The organism is Methylobacterium sp. WL18, from assembly GCF_008040015.1.
GTDB lineage: Bacteria > Pseudomonadota > Alphaproteobacteria > Rhizobiales > Beijerinckiaceae > Methylobacterium > Methylobacterium mesophilicum.
In genome coordinates this window covers 1-17171 of the sequence record NZ_VRVD01000017.1, presented here as the reverse complement: position 1 = coordinate 17171, position 17171 = coordinate 1, and the positions used below count along the sequence as shown (strand labels likewise).

General features: G+C 61.5%; 21 protein-coding genes and 1 pseudogene. 13 read left to right on the top strand and 9 right to left on the bottom strand.

The features are described from left to right. Positions 1-436: 436 nt before the first annotated feature. The gene (locus FV228_RS03610; protein ID WP_147853334.1) at positions 437-838 is read left to right on the top strand and encodes a helix-turn-helix transcriptional regulator; all 402 of its coding nucleotides are present in this window, start codon (positions 437-439) and stop codon (positions 836-838) included. 1113 nt (positions 839-1951) lie between these two features. Beyond that, positions 1952-2959, top strand: coding sequence for a hypothetical protein (locus FV228_RS03605; protein ID WP_147853333.1), 1008 nt, complete (start codon positions 1952-1954; stop codon positions 2957-2959). Positions 2960-3159: 200 nt separating this feature from the next. Here the strand turns inward: FV228_RS03605 and FV228_RS34045 are convergent, their stop codons facing one another. Continuing rightward, positions 3160-3480, bottom strand: coding sequence for a hypothetical protein (locus tag FV228_RS34045; RefSeq protein WP_147853332.1), 321 nt, complete (start codon positions 3478-3480; stop codon positions 3160-3162). 210 nt (positions 3481-3690) lie between these two features. Here FV228_RS34045 and FV228_RS03595 point away from each other — a divergent pair, with 210 nt between their 5' ends. Then, positions 3691-4425 (top strand): DUF4198 domain-containing protein, encoded by a 735-nt coding sequence (locus FV228_RS03595; RefSeq protein ID WP_147853331.1) that lies wholly within the window; start codon positions 3691-3693, stop codon positions 4423-4425. Between the two features lie 239 nt (positions 4426-4664). On the opposite strand, the gene FV228_RS03590 is transcribed toward FV228_RS03595, so the two are convergent. Then, positions 4665-5717 carry a hypothetical protein gene (locus FV228_RS03590; protein WP_246693810.1) on the bottom strand — a complete coding sequence of 351 codons (1053 nt, stop codon included), beginning with the start codon at positions 5715-5717 and terminating at the stop codon, positions 4665-4667. A 364-nt stretch (positions 5718-6081) separates the two neighbouring features. Here FV228_RS03590 and FV228_RS03585 point away from each other — a divergent pair, with 364 nt between their 5' ends. Beyond that, positions 6082-6483 carry a hypothetical protein gene (locus FV228_RS03585; RefSeq protein WP_147853330.1) on the top strand — a complete coding sequence of 134 codons (402 nt, stop codon included), beginning with the start codon at positions 6082-6084 and terminating at the stop codon, positions 6481-6483. A 73-nt stretch (positions 6484-6556) separates the two neighbouring features. On the opposite strand, the gene FV228_RS03580 is transcribed toward FV228_RS03585, so the two are convergent. Together FV228_RS03580 and FV228_RS32895 are read right to left on the bottom strand one after the other, a co-directional pair. After that, positions 6557-7477, bottom strand: a complete 921-nt coding sequence (locus tag FV228_RS03580; protein ID WP_187277620.1) for a GGDEF domain-containing protein — start codon at positions 7475-7477, stop codon at positions 6557-6559. Between the two features lie 258 nt (positions 7478-7735). Next, positions 7736-7912 (bottom strand): hypothetical protein, encoded by a 177-nt coding sequence (locus FV228_RS32895; protein ID WP_187277619.1) that lies wholly within the window; start codon positions 7910-7912, stop codon positions 7736-7738. A gap of 329 nt (positions 7913-8241) precedes the next feature. Between FV228_RS32895 and FV228_RS03575 the strand changes: the two genes are divergently transcribed. Next, complete coding sequence (locus FV228_RS03575; RefSeq protein WP_147853328.1) at positions 8242-8622, top strand: response regulator; 381 nt, start codon at positions 8242-8244, stop codon at positions 8620-8622. A 242-nt stretch (positions 8623-8864) separates the two neighbouring features. Then, positions 8865-9080: a hypothetical protein gene (locus tag FV228_RS03570; protein WP_147853327.1), complete on the top strand. Its 216-nt coding sequence runs from the start codon at positions 8865-8867 to the stop codon at positions 9078-9080. Positions 9081-9413: 333 nt separating this feature from the next. Here the strand turns inward: FV228_RS03570 and FV228_RS34740 are convergent. Beyond that, positions 9414-9611 (bottom strand): annotated as a pseudogene (locus FV228_RS34740) (transposase); the annotation flags it as partial. A gap of 139 nt (positions 9612-9750) precedes the next feature. Here FV228_RS34740 and FV228_RS32885 point away from each other — a divergent pair. From FV228_RS32885 to FV228_RS34735, 3 genes are all read left to right on the top strand, one after another. Beyond that, a complete protein-coding gene (locus FV228_RS32885) occupies positions 9751-10101 on the top strand; it encodes a hypothetical protein (protein ID WP_187277617.1) in 351 nt (116 codons plus the stop codon). 39 nt (positions 10102-10140) lie between these two features. After that, positions 10141-10563 (top strand): hypothetical protein, encoded by a 423-nt coding sequence (locus tag FV228_RS03560; RefSeq protein WP_147853325.1) that lies wholly within the window; start codon positions 10141-10143, stop codon positions 10561-10563. A gap of 121 nt (positions 10564-10684) precedes the next feature. Next, entirely contained in the window at positions 10685-10879 is a 195-nt protein-coding gene (locus FV228_RS34735; RefSeq protein WP_147853345.1) for a helix-turn-helix domain-containing protein, read from the top strand. On the opposite strand, the gene FV228_RS32880 is transcribed toward FV228_RS34735, so the two are convergent. Continuing rightward, entirely contained in the window at positions 10847-11209 is a 363-nt protein-coding gene (locus FV228_RS32880; protein WP_187277622.1) for a hypothetical protein, read from the bottom strand. The two genes, FV228_RS34735 and FV228_RS32880, sit on opposite strands and share 33 nt — an antisense overlap. Before the next feature lie 141 nt (positions 11210-11350). Here FV228_RS32880 and FV228_RS03550 point away from each other — a divergent pair, with 141 nt between their 5' ends. Beyond that, positions 11351-11641, top strand: coding sequence for a hypothetical protein (locus tag FV228_RS03550; RefSeq protein WP_246693809.1), 291 nt, complete (start codon positions 11351-11353; stop codon positions 11639-11641). A 291-nt stretch (positions 11642-11932) separates the two neighbouring features. Here FV228_RS03550 and FV228_RS03545 read toward each other — a convergent pair. Beyond that, positions 11933-12888, bottom strand: a protein-coding gene (locus FV228_RS03545; RefSeq protein ID WP_147853324.1) for an IS630 family transposase whose coding sequence is annotated in 2 segments (ribosomal slippage) — positions 11933-12537 and positions 12537-12888 — 957 coding nt in all. Because the reading frame shifts where the segments join, the coding sequence is not laid out codon by codon here. Between the two features lie 463 nt (positions 12889-13351). Between FV228_RS03545 and FV228_RS03540 the strand changes: the two genes are divergently transcribed. After that, entirely contained in the window at positions 13352-13732 is a 381-nt protein-coding gene (locus FV228_RS03540) for a nuclear transport factor 2 family protein (RefSeq protein ID WP_147853323.1), read from the top strand. Positions 13733-13872: 140 nt separating this feature from the next. Here FV228_RS03540 and FV228_RS03535 read toward each other — a convergent pair whose 3' ends face one another. Beyond that, positions 13873-14697 (bottom strand): helix-turn-helix transcriptional regulator, encoded by an 825-nt coding sequence (locus FV228_RS03535; RefSeq protein WP_147853322.1) that lies wholly within the window; start codon positions 14695-14697, stop codon positions 13873-13875. A 99-nt stretch (positions 14698-14796) separates the two neighbouring features. Between FV228_RS03535 and FV228_RS03530 the strand changes: the two genes are divergently transcribed. Together FV228_RS03530 and FV228_RS03525 are read left to right on the top strand one after the other, a co-directional pair. Further along, positions 14797-15699: an SDR family oxidoreductase gene (locus FV228_RS03530; RefSeq protein ID WP_147853321.1), complete on the top strand. Its 903-nt coding sequence runs from the start codon at positions 14797-14799 to the stop codon at positions 15697-15699. 198 nt (positions 15700-15897) lie between these two features. Beyond that, positions 15898-16419 carry a DUF1993 domain-containing protein gene (locus FV228_RS03525; protein WP_147853320.1) on the top strand — a complete coding sequence of 174 codons (522 nt, stop codon included), beginning with the start codon at positions 15898-15900 and terminating at the stop codon, positions 16417-16419. Positions 16420-16465: 46 nt separating this feature from the next. Here FV228_RS03525 and FV228_RS03520 read toward each other — a convergent pair. After that, positions 16466-17171: LysR substrate-binding domain-containing protein (locus FV228_RS03520; protein WP_147853319.1), on the bottom strand; the 706-nt coding region annotated here is incomplete at its 5' end.

Sequence of the window (17171 nt, the reverse complement as noted above, 5' to 3'; positions counted from 1 at the left end):
CAGCTCGGCGGCCCACGGAAAAACCCCTGCGAGGACATATAAGCTCGCGGGGCTCAACCTAACTGGTTCCGGCATGCCGCCGGGCCAAGTGCCGGCCCTGGTGTCGCGTCAAAGCCACGGATGAGTTCGTACTGGGCACAGCGAAAGCGTCCCCCCGGGGCAGCAATCAGGCCACCGACTACATGCTGATACGGTTCGGATATTCCAGGCACCATCCTTCGTCCTGGGCTGAAGGCATACGGCTGACTTCATCCACGTGCTCGTGCCGGCGATGAAGCTCGGGCCCGAGCGAGCTGTGGATGCAAGCCGTGGCGACACGCCAGGCAACGAGCCGGTGGCGCTTCATTCCTGATTGGCCGGGTCCGGAGTGTCCGAGACCTTATTTTTGAAGCGGGGGACGAAACCGCAAAAACCCCCCCTCTCTTGGACGCCACCGATGCCCCGCCGCGCGAAGAACCACATCCCCAACCCGGTCGATCGTCACGTTGGCAACCGAATGAGGCTGCAGCGGATGAGCCGGGGGCACACGACGTACAGCCTTGCCGCGGTGCTCGGCATCAACGAGCGGACGTACCGGGATTATGAGACGGCGGCACTGCGGCTGAACCCGTACCGTTTGATGCAGATCGCGCGGGCCCTGGGGGTCGATCCGGGCTTTTGGTTCGTAGGGGCGCCCACCGGGTTTGAACCGGCTCAACCAATCGACACCGGCAGTATGGGCGACGGCGACACGCGCCGGCTGCTGAGGGCGTGGGACGCCATTACCGGCAAGCCCAGAAAGCACCTACTTGGGATCGCGATCGCGCTGGCTTCGTCTCACAGGGTTCGAGTTCAATGATCCCTCGAAAGCTTCGAAAGCCTCGATAGCAAGCGAATGAAAGGCTCGATAGCAAGCGAAGACGTTGTGACGGCATCCACTGTGCGCCGTTGGTGGCGCCGAGGATTGGATCGACATGGTCAAACGGTTCGCAACACGTCAGTTCGTACTGACGTACAAGCTGAGCGAGGATAAAACCTCCATCTCGCCGGTATTTTACGGGGTTTTACACTGCGTCTTGAGAAATCTTTTTGGTACCGGATACAAGCTTACCAAAAGAGTATGCTACATTCAGGCGCCGATTGACTGCTGCTTCTATGAACTAGAAGCAGTTATAATTCGTGAATTTCGGAATTATGCTGACCTGAAAGGGATGCAAGTCCGGCTCGACTTGCGAGACCACTTGACGCATGTCTGACTGAAGCAACACACGTACAGCACTATTCTTTCATTGGCAGCTGCTCCGTGAGTGTCAGCTCACGGACCGAAGCTCAATTATCAACAAACGCTTTGCGATAAGGCAATGCGTCATATCGCTCATAACTGCAGGAACCCCTCGGGGATCCCTGATTGTCTCGACTGAGAGGTTATCATGTCAAACATTCCCAGTAAATTTTCGACCCGTATGTTGGTTTTACATTATAAAGCAACCAAGGAACAGTATAGAAACTGCGAGATCTGGAGGGACGCATTTATCAAATCTATAACAAATTTGTTTGGCACTCCGTTTAATGATTATGCCTCATCATATTATTTCTCCGTGCCGGCGGTGTGCAGCTTCATTGAGATTGATGCTGCTATAACGCAGGAGTTTTCGAAGCATCCTGTTTTGAAGGGAATGCGTTTCCGGCTTCAGTTGCGCGATAAAATGATTGTAGTCTAGTTGCTGACATGGAATGAGGCGCTGACGTTGCGTATTAAATAGCGCCTCATTCCCTTGCACGATCGCGAGGAGCCTAGAACTTCCAAACCGTTTTTGGGTCCACCCCCGGTTTTTATCGTGCGCGCAAAACTTTCTAAATTTGAAGGCCGAGAAACCTTGTGGGACGGCTCGCAAAATCGGCGCGGCCCAGCGAATTTTCCGGCTGTCAGGTACCTTGGCGTCCGGGACTGTGCAGCAAGGAGATCGACACCATGGACTGGTTCGAGCGGCTCACCGGGTTCCGGGAGAGATCCTACGCGGAAACACAAGCCCGCTTGTCCGTGATCGACGGACGGCTGCACAGCCATGGCACGGATCGGACCTACCGGATCGGCACGCTGACGCTGCCGTCGCTGGCCGAGTTGCGGACCACCGCGAGCGCCGTTCGTCAGCCGGGCCGGCCCCGGTTATCTATCGTCGAAGGCGATGTGCGAGCCATGCACCGCCAGCCCGAGAACCATGGCGCGCTGTTCCAGGTCGCCTCGCAGTTCAACATGCTGGAGATGGTCAGCTCGACCGTAACGCCGGAGGATGGCGTCACTCGCTACGAGCACGATCGAACGCAAGGACCGGCGTGTGCCATGGCGGCGGGCGCGGCCACGATCTTTCGTAACTACCTCGTCCCGGTGGCCGACGGTTTCGGGCAGACGGCCGATCGTCAGCTCGACGGCTTGGCCGATCTCGGCGCCGCGTTGGCGCAGCGCCTGGACGTGCCGATCAAGAACCTTTGGACGATGCGGAATGGCTACGCTCTGGCCACTCGGGACGGGTTGGCGGCGGTGAGCGACCATCTTCGAGCGGCGGATGCCGAGGCGCTGGACGAGCTGCGTGGTCTGCTACGGGTCGGATTGCACGCCGATGTCGAGGTCACGGATCGACCGTCGCCAGGCCCACTCGTCAGCCAGGTGTTCTGCTCGGCGTTGCCCGTGGCTTATGGCAGGCTCCCGGCCTCGGCCTGGGCGCCGTTCGCCAGCCTCGTGTTGGAGGCGGCTTACGAGGCGACGCTGCTCGCCGCCCGGCTCAATGCCGCCCGCGGTGCATCCAACCGCGTGCTGCTGACGCGGTTGGGCGGGGGTGCGTTCGGCAACGACGACGCGTGGATCGACCAAGCCATGCTGCGCGCGTTGCGACGTGCCGGCGACGCCGATCTCGACATCGCCATCGTCAGCTTCGGGCCGCCGTCACGAGGCTTGCAGGACCTCGTGCGGAGAGCGTGGTGAAGGCTCGGGCTCAGGTGCTGGAGGTCCGTTCCCCCGGGATGGTTCATCAGCCATGTCCACGCCGGCTTTGACCGGCGAACCGGGTGCAGCCCAGCATCGCTCCAAATTGGAGGTTGATCGGCACAGCTGGCAAGCGGAGCACAGAGAGAGGGTTCGTGCGTGAGCCCGACGCCCTTTCGCGCCTCGCTGCTGCGGCCGCGTCAGTACCCCCCGTAAAACCGCCGCGGGCCGTCATAGCCGCCGTATCCGCGCTCGTACCCGCCGCGACCGTACCCGTAATCCGGCCGGCCGCCATAAGGGCCGCGAGGACCGCCATAACCGTAGCCGTATCCGCGATCGTTGGGACGGCAGCGACCCCAGGGGTTGGGATGGAAGCCCGGGCCGCAGCCCCTGGCCACATGCTCAATCAGGGCATCACCGCCGAATGGGCCATGCCCGAACGGGGCGGCGTTTGCCGCGGTAGCCAGGCCGAGGCCGGTCGCAGCTGCTGTGACCAGCCCAAATACCTTCAAGCACCGCATGACACGTTCTCCAACACGCTGGGCTCCGGATAGGTCGGGCCGTGTGACAGCGAGGATGCCGGGCTCGGGCTGAACCCGTGCTGAGCGGGCGCTTCAGCTTCGAACGGACGAGTGACGCCGATCAAGCTAGTGCTGGTGATGGGGTTCGGTGGTCGCGCTGACGATGTGACCGGGTTACGGTGCCATCACGACACCCCAGGGAACCGTACGATGACACGCATCGCCCTTTTTGCTGCCGCGGCCGTCGCCTTTGCGGCACCGGCCGCCGCCCACGATTTGTGGCTGTCGCCCGGTCCAGGCAGCGTGATGGTCCAGTACGGACATCCGCACGAGCCCGAGATGCCGGTAGCCCGCAAGCTCACCAGCCTCATCGCCTATCAGCCCTCCCGGACGGTTGGGCTCACCGCGACGATGGGGACAGAGCCGGTTTCCGTTTTGCGCGCTGCCCTCGATGGGGACGCCCTGGTCGCGGCAGCTTACGACAACGGCTACTGGGTTCGCTTGACCGATGGCAGCTATCGCAACGCCAGCAAGCGCATGGTGCCGGAGGGCGAGAAGAGCCAGTGGTCGGTCAAGTACGCCAAGGCGGCGATCGGTCCGACCGCGCCGTGGGATCGCGTCGTCGGTCAACCGTTGGAGATCGTGCCGCTGGAGGCGCCGGCGTCGGCTAAGGGTTCAATCCGGGTCCGTGTCCTATTCGATGGGCGCCCTCTTTCCGGGGCGGATGTCGTCGCAACGGACGGCGCGAACTTCAAAAGCGAAGCGGATCAGGCTCGTGCTGCGACGGATGCTGCCGGCGAGGCGACGGTGCCGTTGCGGGTGGCCGGCCCGCAGGTGCTCGGGGTCAATCACCGCATCACCCCGTCGCAGACACCCACGCTGGCTGACGCGGACGCCTATTCAGCCACGTTCGCATTCACGGTCGCAGACCCGAAGACGAACTGACCGCAGGCGTGGGCGGGAGTTGATTGGGCCCGCGTCAGCTCCAGCCCAGTTTCACGTGCGGTAGGGTTCATCGAGTACCCCCGTCGGGAATTGCGACGAACCTGGAAATTCGAACACCCGGGGTGGGCGCCCCCGGGTATTTTTCCGGCGCGACGATTTTTTCGGGTTTTGGAGCCAGCGCAACGTATCGGGAAATGAACCCCGGCCAGCGCGAGGTTCATCGCCAGCCCAGTCCGCCCTCAGATGACGGGGAGCGCGCTGAGGCCACCGAATAGGGCGGCGTGGCTGACGTAATAGAGCGCCAGGGAGGCCGCCAGGGCGCCGCCGTACCAGGCCGGCGCCAGGGCCACGTCGCGGACGCGTACCGCCCGTCGAGCGTCATCAGCCGCGATCCCAAGCAGCACCACGATGATGCCCGAGTGCCCGATCGCGTCGATCTTTCCGAATTCGAACACCGCTGACACGAAGATCCCGGTCAGGATAAGCGCCGCCACGCGGCGGACCAGTGGGGTCCAAATCAGCGAGAATGCCAGGGTGAATTCGATCACGCCGGCCGACTTCATGAACAGCTCGGGTGTGGCACCCATGGTCATTTGCGGCTTGGCGACGAGCAGCGGAGCGGTCCATTCCGGGTAGGCCCACTTCTCGACGCTCGCCCACATCAGGGTCACGGCGGCGGTGTAACGCACCACGTCCAGCGGTCGGATCCCGAAAGGGGTGATGCCGAGGCTGCTGAGCACCAGGTAGGCCGCCACACCGAGGAACACCGGATAATCGGCCATGTGGAACAGGCCGTACTGCCACGTGCCGAAGCCGAACAGGAAGACGAGGCCGGCGGCGGTGACTGGCATGGTCCGACGCCAGATCAGGCAGGTGGCCATGGCCAGCTGCAGCCACGGGATCCAGGCCGCGTCGGTCTTCAACTCGGGGGTCAGGATGGTGCCACCGAGGCCCCACAGCGACACGAGGAAGAAACCGAGGGTCGCCCGCACCAGCAGCTCGGTATCGGTCCGGATCCGGGTGGTGACGCGATCCAGGGCGTTCAGGAGTGCGGTGCCGAGCGGGGTGCCCTCAGTCATGCAGCCGGCCATCAGGCATACGAGGGCCAGGCCGGTGAGCCATTCGAAATTGACACACAGCACTTGGTCCAGGCCGCGGGGCTGACCGGCGACATCGAAGGCGCAGAACCATTTCACGTGCGCGCTGGCTGGAGCGGTACCCACCAGGGCGACGATCGGGGCCAGCGCCAGGGCCGGGCTGATCGAGCGCAACCGCACCACAAGCCGCCGCATACTGAACCCCGACGCTACGCACGCGGGTGACACCCCGCATGAATAATTGCGCACACGGCCCAGCATTGCGTCAACGAAGAATTAACCTGTCTTACGAATTGGTTAACGCAATAGGCGCGGATACTTGGTTAATAAGCACTTTTATGCACGAATGTCGTTTTCATAGGCGAATACCATGGACTCATGCATTTGAGTGCGGGTCAAATTCATCCAACCAGCGCATCAGCAACCAGGGGTGCCCGCGCTGAAGGGTCGTCGAGGGTGCATTCGAAATTGGGGCAGCATCCGCTGAGGTCCCGGTATTTCGCGCTACCGCCCTTAATTCCCGGGCTCTCAGTTTGAAGGTGTATGGCCCCGCCACCCCGTGGATCGTTCATCCGCGATCGATGAGCACCTGTCGTGGATGGCGCAGCTACGCACGTTCACGCCGATCGCCAGGAGCCCCATGACAACGCCAAGTCCACAGTTCCGCGCTACGGATCGTACCCACCCGGATTACCCAAATTGCCCATCGTGGGCGGTCGAGGAGTTCGTGGACGGGGCGTGGTCGATTTACCTCGTGGACTGGATGCCGGTGTATCGCCCAACGCGCGAGCGTGCGCAGGAGCTGGTCGATCGGTTGAGCCACGGCGAGAGCATCGATGCGCTCCAGGTTCGTCCACGCCCGGACTATTGGGACCGGCTCAACGAGCCCAAGGACACATCCGGTCGTACGAGCGCCGAAATGCGCTCAAGTTCGTCGCAGACCTCAGAGAGCGCCGATTAAGCGAGGTTCGTCAGAGCAAAAGCAGCCGAGGCTGACTGAAGCGTATGGGCGCTTACGTGAGTGCCACAGCGGTTCACACAGCCGGAAGCAGCTCCGCACCCGTCGGCTCTGGATCGGTGTTGGCAGTAGCTATCGGCCGGAGCGCCGCGACGCGGACCCGACCTTTGCCTGCCGTCTTACCCGCGTACATGTGCCCATCGGCTTCGTGCATGAGTTCCGCCCGATCCAACGATGAGCCGGGTTGGAAGACCAGACCGCCCATGCTGACCGTCGTCGGATACCACGATTGTCCGAGTGCGGTTGAGAGATCCTGGTGGAAGCGCTCGATCGCCGGCCGGCCCGCCGCAGTGGATGCGATCGGCATCAGCGCGGCAAACTCGTCCCCGCCGAGCCTATAAAGGCGTCCCCGCCCGTGGAGAGCGCTCGTCGCGGCGGCTGTCAGCTCGCGCAGCACATGGTCGCCGGCACCATGACCATGCGTGTCGTTGATGCGCTTGAAGTCGTCCACGTCGATCATGACCAGCGCAACCGCTCGATCGCCGGGCTCACGACCGTCGAGCAAGGTTTCCAGCTCCCGATCGAATGCCGCCCGGTTCAGAGCGCTCGTCAGCGCATCGTGTGTGGCACGGACGCGCTCGCGGTCGTAGGCGCGCCGCAACGCGTGAATGACCGCGACGGTGAAGCCGTACGCGCTGAAACGGATGATCCCCCGAGCGATGGCCACGTCCGAATTGAGACCGACCTCATGGACGTGATGTGGGAATATATTCAGAAAACACGCTAGGACGGTGACGAAGCAGCTCGCACGCAAGCCAAGCCGCCATCCGGCGAGTGCGATCAACGGGATGAACAGGGGCCCCATACCCACGGCCGGGAAGAGGTGGTCGGCGCTGATCAACGCCAGGCCACCAGCTGCGAGCACTGTCCCAGTCGTCCACGCCGACCATGCATCGAGGCGGTCGGCGAGGTTATTCGTCTTGACCCGTTCGCTCATACCGCTTTGCGACCGCTCGTGACGGGGCATGGCCAAGCAGCGACACCCTGATCAGGGCGCTATATTAGATACGAGGTCTTAACGAAGGCTCGGCTCGGTAATTTACCGGTGGCGCCATGATGAGGCATTCCCCAGCGAGCACCCCGGGGCATCGCTTGTCGAACCGAGACACCCCCGCTCGCGACTATCGGGGGCGCTGGGGGCGTGGCTTGGGGATTTCGATCGTCACGAGCTTGCCGGTGATCGGATCCAGGATGGTCACAGCGCCACTCCGTTGATCCGGTGGTGCCGGGCGGCACGCTGGCTCGCGCGTGCGTTGTGGAGCCGCCGCATCTGCTCCTGCTGGATTTCAAGCTCGTGAGCTTGATGGACCGAAATGGTGGGGAGCGACTGCTCCGCCGGCATGATGTCGCGATGCGAGTCCGACTGTTTCATGCACCGCCCCTTGTTTGTACTTAAGTAGCGAGCTTAGCCGTTCATTAACCTATTGCAACCCTGAGGTGCCGGCGGCTGACCGGTGGGGTGGTTCGGTCCACAAGCGATGGGGAAACCGGGTTCGGGCCGATGCGACCCGGCTGCGCGACCATCGATCACCGGCCAGCTATTGGGCCCGATCATCGTTTCGAACGACAGGGTGGGGCCGCCGCCGGTCGTGCACGGTAGTTTCGGTCGATCCCCCAGAGCCGCACACCCACACGCGGTAGCCACATGCCGCTTTCGGAGGAGAGCCGCAACTGTCCGGCCGCGATGCCGTTAGGTCTTTCATGGCCGACGCACACATGCCCGTCCCGTTCACAGTGTTGATCGTGGAGGACGAGAGCCTCGTGCGCATGATGGCGGTTGATATGCTCGAAGACGCTGGATTTCAGGTCATCGAGGCTTCCACCGGTGATGCGGCTTGGATCATTTTGCAGAGCCGCAACGACATCGATGTACTGTTCACCGACATCGAGATGCCGGGGTCCTTGAACGGTTTTGGCTTGGCAAATCGCGTCGCGGAGTACTGGCCGCACATCCGCTTGGTGATCACGTCCGGGCGGTGCCAGCTCACCGACGAGGACGGGCCGGACCATGGACGGTTCGTGCCCAAGCCATATTACGCGACTCAAGTTTTCTCAGCTTTTGAGCGCGCAGGCCGGAGCTAGGACCTGCCGACCTGATCTGACCGTTAAACGTCTGTGCTATAGCAGCGCCTCCACCGGGTGAAAGGTCGGCGGGGGTGTCGCTGCGATAAGTCTGTTTCGGGTGGCCGAGAAGCTCAGCCGCATCCGGCTGTAGCGGATGATTCTCGGGCACACGACCTACAGCCGCGCCGAGGTGCTGGGACTCAACGAGCGGACGTACCGGGATTACGAGGCCGGCACACTTCGGCTTAGCATACCGGCTGGTGCAAATTGCCCGCGCGTTATGCGTCGAGCCGGGCTTCTGGTTCGTGGGGGCGCCGAATGGCGTATTCGAGCCGAGTCCACCGATCGACACCGGTAACATAGGCAACGGTGACACCCGCCGTTTGCTGCACGCCTGGAGCGCAAACGCCGGCGAGCCGCGAAAGCACTTCCTGCATCTCGCTTTGGCGCTGGCCCAGCAGCGCAGGCTATTATGACATTGGCCTTACGTTAAGTCTGAATAACGCGTTCAAAGAAAAATTGAAACAAAATTCATCTACTTCTGCAACTACGGCATCTGAAGGATTGTTGCGCAACTTATCCGTCATTAGAGCATAATTTCTTCCAGTATCTCCGATCCGGTGACGTAATACACCATCTTCTACCCGGTGGAATAATCTTTCGGCAGATTTCCAGTCAATTTTCAAATTTATCCTGACGCTCTCGATGTTGTTCTTTCCTCTGTAAACATGAATTAGATAAATAGCTTGAAGTATTTTTGCAGTAGGTATGTGAGATCTATTGAAACAAGTTCCCGTCTTCACAGAGAATTGTCTACGGCAAAATCTTTCACAACACTTCCGCAGGCCGGGACGGGTTTTTCGTAGGTCGTAGTGCTGCCCTGTAGAGCCGCAATGCGGACAGATAGGGCCGTGCGGCCATCGAGCCCGCTCCAAACATTCCAGTGCGGCAACCTCACACTGGAAGTACGGACGGCAGAGGTCAGGCTCGGGTGTCAGCTTAGGCATCGTTGCCACATACACGGGGTCGTTTGGTGTGAAAAGTCCAGTAAAATGGGCCAGCCGCTTATATGCACTTTGACGCTCTGGGACGCTCGGTCGCGAGCTGCTCGGGGCGACTGCGAAAAATGGGAGCCGCGGGAAATCAATGAAGGGCATCAAGGCGATGAAGATTAAATTGAGCGCAGCAAGGCAGAATTTGGACAAGTTGCCATGGCTTGGCTTCGAATGGTCGCCCAATGAAATTGTCGGAGTTGCTAAGATTTCGACGAACGACAAGAATATTTCTCCAACAGATCTGGAGTTCATTGGCGAAATTATCATAGATTATTTGAGAGATAAGACTGGATACGTAGAACACGGGGGTTCTTTTGCCGGACCATTCATTTTTAGCTTCAAGCGTCAGACCGATATATTGTGTTTTATGCGAGAGATGCGTGTTGCTATGATGTTGTACGGCGAATTTAGACATATTGCGCTAGAATTTAAGCTTCAATAGGCCTTGTTGATCTAATGTCAAACAACTAGGAATCGCAAAATGAATCATAGCAATTCAAATATGTCTGGGGTGCGGCAGTTGGATTATCCAATTGTCTTTGGATACGCTGCAGACATGCGCGAAATCTTGACTCAGCTCTATGGAGGTTCGGATCCAGCAGAAATTCATGCTTGTTTTAAGCAAATAGGTGAAGATCGTGAATTCGTGATTGTATCTTATGCACACGATGACAATGCCGATGCGCTAAAGTGCTTCGATACAGATATAGTATTTAGAATGATCTTCGAAGAATTTGACTACGATAATAATATTATCTACTCCCATTATCTGAAATCCACTTGGTATAAGGTTTTTGTGGATGGTAAGCCTGTTCTTGAAAATGTTATTCTAGAGGAACTCAATGATCGGCAGTGGCTCAGCGGACTAATAGTTACGATCGGCGAACGATCGTTCCTCTTTTAGTTTTGGCGCCGAAGAGAAGATATAATATGAGACTATCTTTTTTCGGACCAGATTATGCAAATAAAGAAATAAATGCTCGAATAAGAAAACTGCCTTCACAATACGTGGATTGGATCTTGATGTGTCAAATGTGGATCAGCGCTTGGCTTATGGGGTTTCGGATGCGGCTCGTCTAATCGGAATTTCAAGATCTAAGATGTATACGCTAATTGCTGCTGATAAAATACCAGCACGTAAGCTGGGAGGTCGCACTCTGATTCTTCATTCGGATCTGCTGATTTTATTAGGCAATGCACCGCACGTGAGGCTTGGATAGATCAATATGACCTTGCGCGAACCGCCAGTCTCGGTACGCCCGGACCCGTCCGGCCGAGTTGTACAGCGGGCCGATCCAGCCAGCATAGCCATCCGGCTGCACCAACACTGCGCTTCCCTTGCCCCCGAACGCCGCCTCAAACCGCTCCGCATGGTTCGGGACCGGGGCAAGCTGAACGACGACGCCGTCCACCCCCGCCAAATCCTCGGGGCATGGTCCCCCGTTCGGCAGAGCGAGCACGAAGGTGGGACGTGACGGGTCGAGGGCCCGGTGCAGATGTGTCTGCACCCAAGCTCCTTCCTTCCGCTGCTGAACGGGCAGTTCCAGCATCCGGTCGCCGGCACGCAGGGCGCCGGGGTGCCCGTCATTCTCTTAGTTCGACTTTGGCCATTTACTGCGCGTCGAGTGGGCGGAGGTGACGAAGCGGGCGTAACAGATAGGCTGGTGGTGTGCCCGCCAAGAGACACCGCCATGCTCCGCCTGCCCCCTCGCTTCGCCGGGATCATCCTGGCGTTCGCACCGCTGTTCGTCCACCGCTCGTGGCGACACGCCCAAAACCTGCTGGTTGGCGCGATCCTCACGCCGGGGCAGCGCACGGTGACAAGCGTCGTGCGCATCATGGGCCGCGCGCAGGAGCGGCGGTTCGTGAACGTCCACCGCATCCTCAAACCGCGCTCAACCTTCGCCGACGCTCTGGCCACCGTGCGCTGTGCGATCTGGCGCGAGCGGACTTTGGCAACATCACCGTGCCGACGCGCTTGAACAAAACTCCGCTTCCGCTTGCCAGCGCCCTGGGCCTATGTGCTCTGCCACGCCGCATGAATGGCCAAAGTCGAGCTAAGAGCGGGCTGTCGCGGTAGCCGAAGGCGACCAGCGCCATGGTGGCGGTGGCGTTCGCCTGTGCCTGGTCCACGCCAACGATCCTGGGCCCGAGATGGTTGAACAGCGTGCGCACGACCGGGCCGTTAGTGCCGATCATCGTGGTCACCCGTCAACGCACCACCCACTAACCCGTCGCCACCAGCCCGGGACCGGCTCTAGAGCCGTGCCCTTTCAGGTTGGCTCATAGGCATCGTATCCAGCAGCGGTAAGGTAGTTTCGGCACTTATCCGGTCGGACGGCGGCGAACGCGTCCTCGATGGCGATGGTCAGGCCGGCGGCGGTCCGTGCTGCAGCCGTCCGGAGGAGGGCTTTGACCTTGGCAAAGACCTGCTCGATCGGATTGAAGTCGGGACTGTAGGGCGGGAGGTAGAGAACCCGTGCGCCGACCGCCTCGATGGCCTCGCGCACCCCGGCGACCTTGTGGGCGTTCAAATTGTCGAGGATGACGGTGTCACCGGGCCTCAGCACCGGAGCCAGGGTGTCGGTGACGTAGGCCCGGAAACGCATACCATTCGTGGCCCCATCGAAGACGGTCCTGGCGATCAGTCCCGTGGCGCGCAGGGCGGCGGTGATGGTGGTGGTCTTGTAGTGCCCGTGAGGCACGGCGATCCGGCAGCGCTGACCGCACGGAGCACGACCATAGCGGCGGACCATCTTCGTCGTGGCGGCCGTCTCGTCGAGGAAAACCAGGCGATCTGGATCCAGATCGGGTTGTCGCTCGAACCAGTCCTCGCGTGCAGCCTTCACATCCGGCCGCTCCTGCTCGGCCGCGTGGACAGCCCCTTTTTACGGGTGATCCCATGCCGGGCGAAGAAGCGCGACAAACTGCTCGTGCTCGCCCGGACGCCGCGGTCCGAGAGCCTGTCGCGCAGTTCCCGCAAGAAGGAGAGCGGGTGTTCTTCGTTGAGCCGAAGGATCAGGGCCGCCTGCGCTTCCAGACGCTGCGAGTTGCGGTCGCCGCCCATGGGCTTGGGCGCGATCTGCCCGTTCTGACGGAAGCGCTCGTACCAACGGACCGCGCTGGCCGCCCCGACCCCGAAGCGTTTGGCCGCCTGACGCCGCGATGCACCCGCTTCAATCGCAGCGACCACACGCTCGCGCAGATCCACCGACAGGGCTGAAGGCATGGCGATCCTCCATCACAAGCCCATCCAGTGAATCACACGCCAGCCAGATCGCCTACCCCGCGCGATTCAACCCGCCAGGGCACGGCTCTAGTGCACGCTCCATAAGCTGGCCTTGTGCGAATGGCGGCCCGGCGTCGCAGTCATCACAATGAATGCCTGCCGTGGAGAAGCGTCCGAGGCGGCCCAAATGACCGGGATGGGCACGAAACCGAACGTCCGGTTTTGCGTGTAGCGGCGATCCGGCGTGACGTAGTTTGGCCGTAAGCGGAATGGCCGCTTCGGAGACAGACAGCTGGAGAAGCGGACGGGCTCCTGCCGAACCAAAAATGACGTTGGTGGTGGCTTGTCAGATGCTCCAAAGCAGCAGTGCATAGCGCAGCGGTCTCGGTGGCTGACTGCGCGTGCTTCCACAGCATGCCGCTCGACGCTGGAGTTGAGCTGAAAGAGACGGGGGAGGTCTTCCATGAACGATCAGGAGATCAGACGCGCTCTCGACCGGCATTGGGCTGCCTCGGACGCTGACGATTTCGAGGAAGAGCACCAGATCTATCGCGACGACGCCGTGCTTGAATATCCTCAGTCCGGCGAGCGCATCAGCGGGCGGCGTAACATCCAGGCATCTCGTACGGTGCAACCCAACAAGAAACGGTTTGCTGTGCGACGAATCGTCGGTTCTGGAGATCTGTGGGTGACGGAGTACATGCTCTCATATGACGGCAAGCCGTCTTACACGGTGAGCATCATGGAGTTTCGTGACGGGGCGGTCGTCCGAGAAACGCAATATTTCGGTGATCCATTCGCTCCAGGAGACTCACGTTCGCAATGGGTTGAAAGGATTGGCTGACTTCGAGCCTCGAACTGGCAGCGAGAACCGCCGAGAAGCGCGGGTCCGCTTTCTGTATACGGTGCCCGATAGCAGACCAGGAGATAACCACTCGAATCCGACGCCCATTTGCATCCATGGGGGCGTTCGAATTTGGCCCCCTAAAGAGCTGACCCTACGAGCGTGCGGATCTGGTTCCGAACTTCCTGAGTAACAGGGTTGTAGACGATCATTCCGAGGTCGGGCCGGCCATCCACCGCAAAGGCGGAATACTCCAGATCGATCAATCCCAAGGTTGGGTGGCGTAGCCGCTTGATCCCATCTCCGTGTGAATGGACGTCGTTCTCCCGCCACAAGGCAGCAAACTCGGGACTGGTACGACAGAGTTCGTCTACGAGCTCGCCGACCTTGGACGTGGCGCCTGCCCGTACCGCGTCCGCCCGGAACGCACCGACCACGAAGCGGGCAACGCTTTCCCAGTCATGCTGCGCCGTCCGCACACGCGGGTCACCGAAGATGCGGCGAAGGATATTGCGCTCACCGGGAGGGAGCGCATCCCAGTCGGTGAGAACCACAGCAGCGGCGCGGTTCCAGGCGACCACGTCCCATGTCGCCGTCTTGACGATTGCAGGGCTGACCTCAAGCGTGTCGAGCAACCGCTGTAGGCGCGGCGTAATCCCCTCCATGGGCCTGTAGCGAACCTCCGGGGGGCGCCCGAGGGCAAGCATGAAGACGTGCTCTCGCTCGGGCTCGGTCAGCATCAGCCCGGCGGCGATGCGGTTCAGTACGTCTGCGGAAGGCGCCCCCCCGCGGCCTTGCTCCAGCCATGTGTACCAGGTGGCGCTGATGTTCGAACGCTGGGCGACCTCCTCCCGGCGCAGGCCCGGCGTCCGCCTGCGACCCGCGAACCCGAAGGCAGCCGGATCGAGCTTGGTCCGTCGATCCCGCAGGTAGACTCCCAGCGGAGTTTCGGAACTGGCAGGCATGGCGATCCTGTTGGTGACTATACCGGGATAAGGTCACTACTTTAACGGGATCGGTTGTGCGCTGATAGAGGCCGTCCAGACGACATCGGATTGCAACTCATGCGCATTTTCCTCACCGGCGCCACCGGCTTCATCGGCTCGGCGATCATCCCGGAACTAATCCGTTCCGGGCACCAGGTGCTCGGACTCACACGAACGGCCGCGGGCGCTCAGAAACTGATCGACGCCGGCGTCGAACCCCATCGTGGCGACCTCATGGACCTGGACAGCCTGCGCAGCGGCGCGACCCAGGCGGACGGGGTAATCCACACCGCGTTCGATCACGACGACTTCTCGAACTTCGTCGCCAACTGCGAGAAGGATAGGCGCGTCATCGAGACCCTGGGTTCCGCGCTGAAGGGATCGGATCGACCGCTCCTCATCACGTCCGGCACTGGTATGGGCAGCCCCACGGGGGGCGGACTGGCGACCGAGGACGTCTTCAATGTGGAGCACCCGAACCCCCGCATCGCTTCCGAAATGGCAGGCGCCGCGCTCTTGGAGGCTGGCGTCAACGTGTCGGTCGTGCGCCTACCGCAGGTACACGATACGGTGAAACAGGGGCTGATCACCTATCTGGTCGACTTTGCCCGCCGGAAAGGCGTCTCGGCCTATGTCGGTGACGGAGCCAGCCGCTGGCCAGCGGCTCCCGTTCTCGATGTCGCTCGCCTCTATGCACTCGCGTATGACAAGGGCGAGGCGGGTGCCCGGTACCACGCCGTCGCCGAGGAAGGTGTCGCCGCCCGCGACATGGCGGAGGCCATCGGTCGTGGATTGAAAGTGCCATCGGTCGCCCTGTCATCGGAGGCGGCGGCGGAGCATTTCGGATGGCTATCCGCGTTCGTGGGCCTCGATATGCCGGCGTCGAGCGTGCAGACACGGAACCGGCTTGGTTGGCAGCCGACCGGACAGGGGCTGATCTCCGACCTTGAGCGGATGGACTATTCGCGCCCCTCGAACTGAGCCGATGTCGTCTGCTTGCCGTCAGCCAAAACGACAAGCGGACGGTCATTTTTCGACCCAACCTAGCCGCCCGGACCCCTCCCGTCGCTTCTCCGAAGCGGCCGTTCGTCGGCGGTCTAGCGTCTTCGTTCGATGCACCCTTTTGCGGTGTGCGCCTTCTCACCGCGTCTTTTATAGCAGGTGCCTTAGGGAGCCCAGATGAGCATCAGCATCTACGACGTCAGCGTCCCCGTCTTCGTCAACGCGCTTCGCAACATGAGCATTTGGCTCGACAAGGCGGCATCGGAGAAGCCAGAAGCCGAGCTGCTCGTCCAGCGGCTGGCTCCCGACATGAAGCCTCTGCCTGCTCAGTATCAAATGGCATCCGACAGTGCGAAGAACGCGGTGGCACGGCTCGCCGGGATCGAAGCGCCCTCGATGCCCGACGTCGAGGCGACCTTCGCCGAACTCAAGGAGCGCTGCGCCAGGACGATCGCCTTCATTGAAGGCATCGATCCGGCGGCGTTGGCCTCAGGCGCGAACCGGGAGGTGGAGCTGAAGTTCCCGAATGGCATGGGATACCGCTTCAGTGGGCAGGCCTATCTGACCAGCTTTGCGCTTCCGAACTTCTTCTTCCACGTGACAACAGCCTACGGGATCCTCCGCGGCGCTGGCGTGAGCCTCGGCAAGCCGGATTTTCTCCAGCATCTCGGGCCGCCGAACATTCACGCCGCGAAGTAGTCGCTCCAACTCCCCGCGGTCGGAGGAGCATTCGACCGTGTCCGACCTAAACAGGTCGTGCTTCAACCCAACGCACGGCGTCGATCAGGGCGCGGAGCGCCGGGGTAGCCTGCTGGCTCGGATGGTAGAGGTGGTAACCGGGGAAGGGCGTGCACCAGTCCGCCAGAACCTGCACGAGGTGGCCCGCCTGGATGTCGGCGGCCACATCCTCCTCCAGCATGTAGCCGAGCCCGGCACCGGCCCGCACGGCCGCCCCCCCAAGGGCCGCATCATTGACGGTGAGTTGCCCGCTTGCACGCACGCGCACGTCTTGGCCGTCGCGCGCGAACTCCCACGGCAGCAATCCACCCCCGCCGACCAGCCGGTAGTTGACGCAGTTGTGCGCCTCCAGGTCGGCAGGCGTCCCGGGCCGCGGATGGCGCGCGAAGTAGGCGGGTGTGCCGACCACCACCGTGCGCAGGTCCGGTCCCAGCCGCACCGCTACCATGTCGCGCTCCACCGTCTCGCCGAAGCGGATGCCGGCATCGAAACGGGCAGTGACGATGTCGGTGAGGCGGTCGTCGATGACGACCTCAACTGAGACGGCCGGATGATCGAGGAGGAAGCGCGGCAGGGCTGGGTCGAGCACTTGGCGCGCGGCCGAGGAAAAGGTCGTCAGCCGCAGCGAACCAGACGGCGCGCCGCGCCAGTCGGCAAGCGCTGCAAGCCCGCGCTCGACCTCCGCCAGCGCCGGAGCCAGCGAACGCACGAGC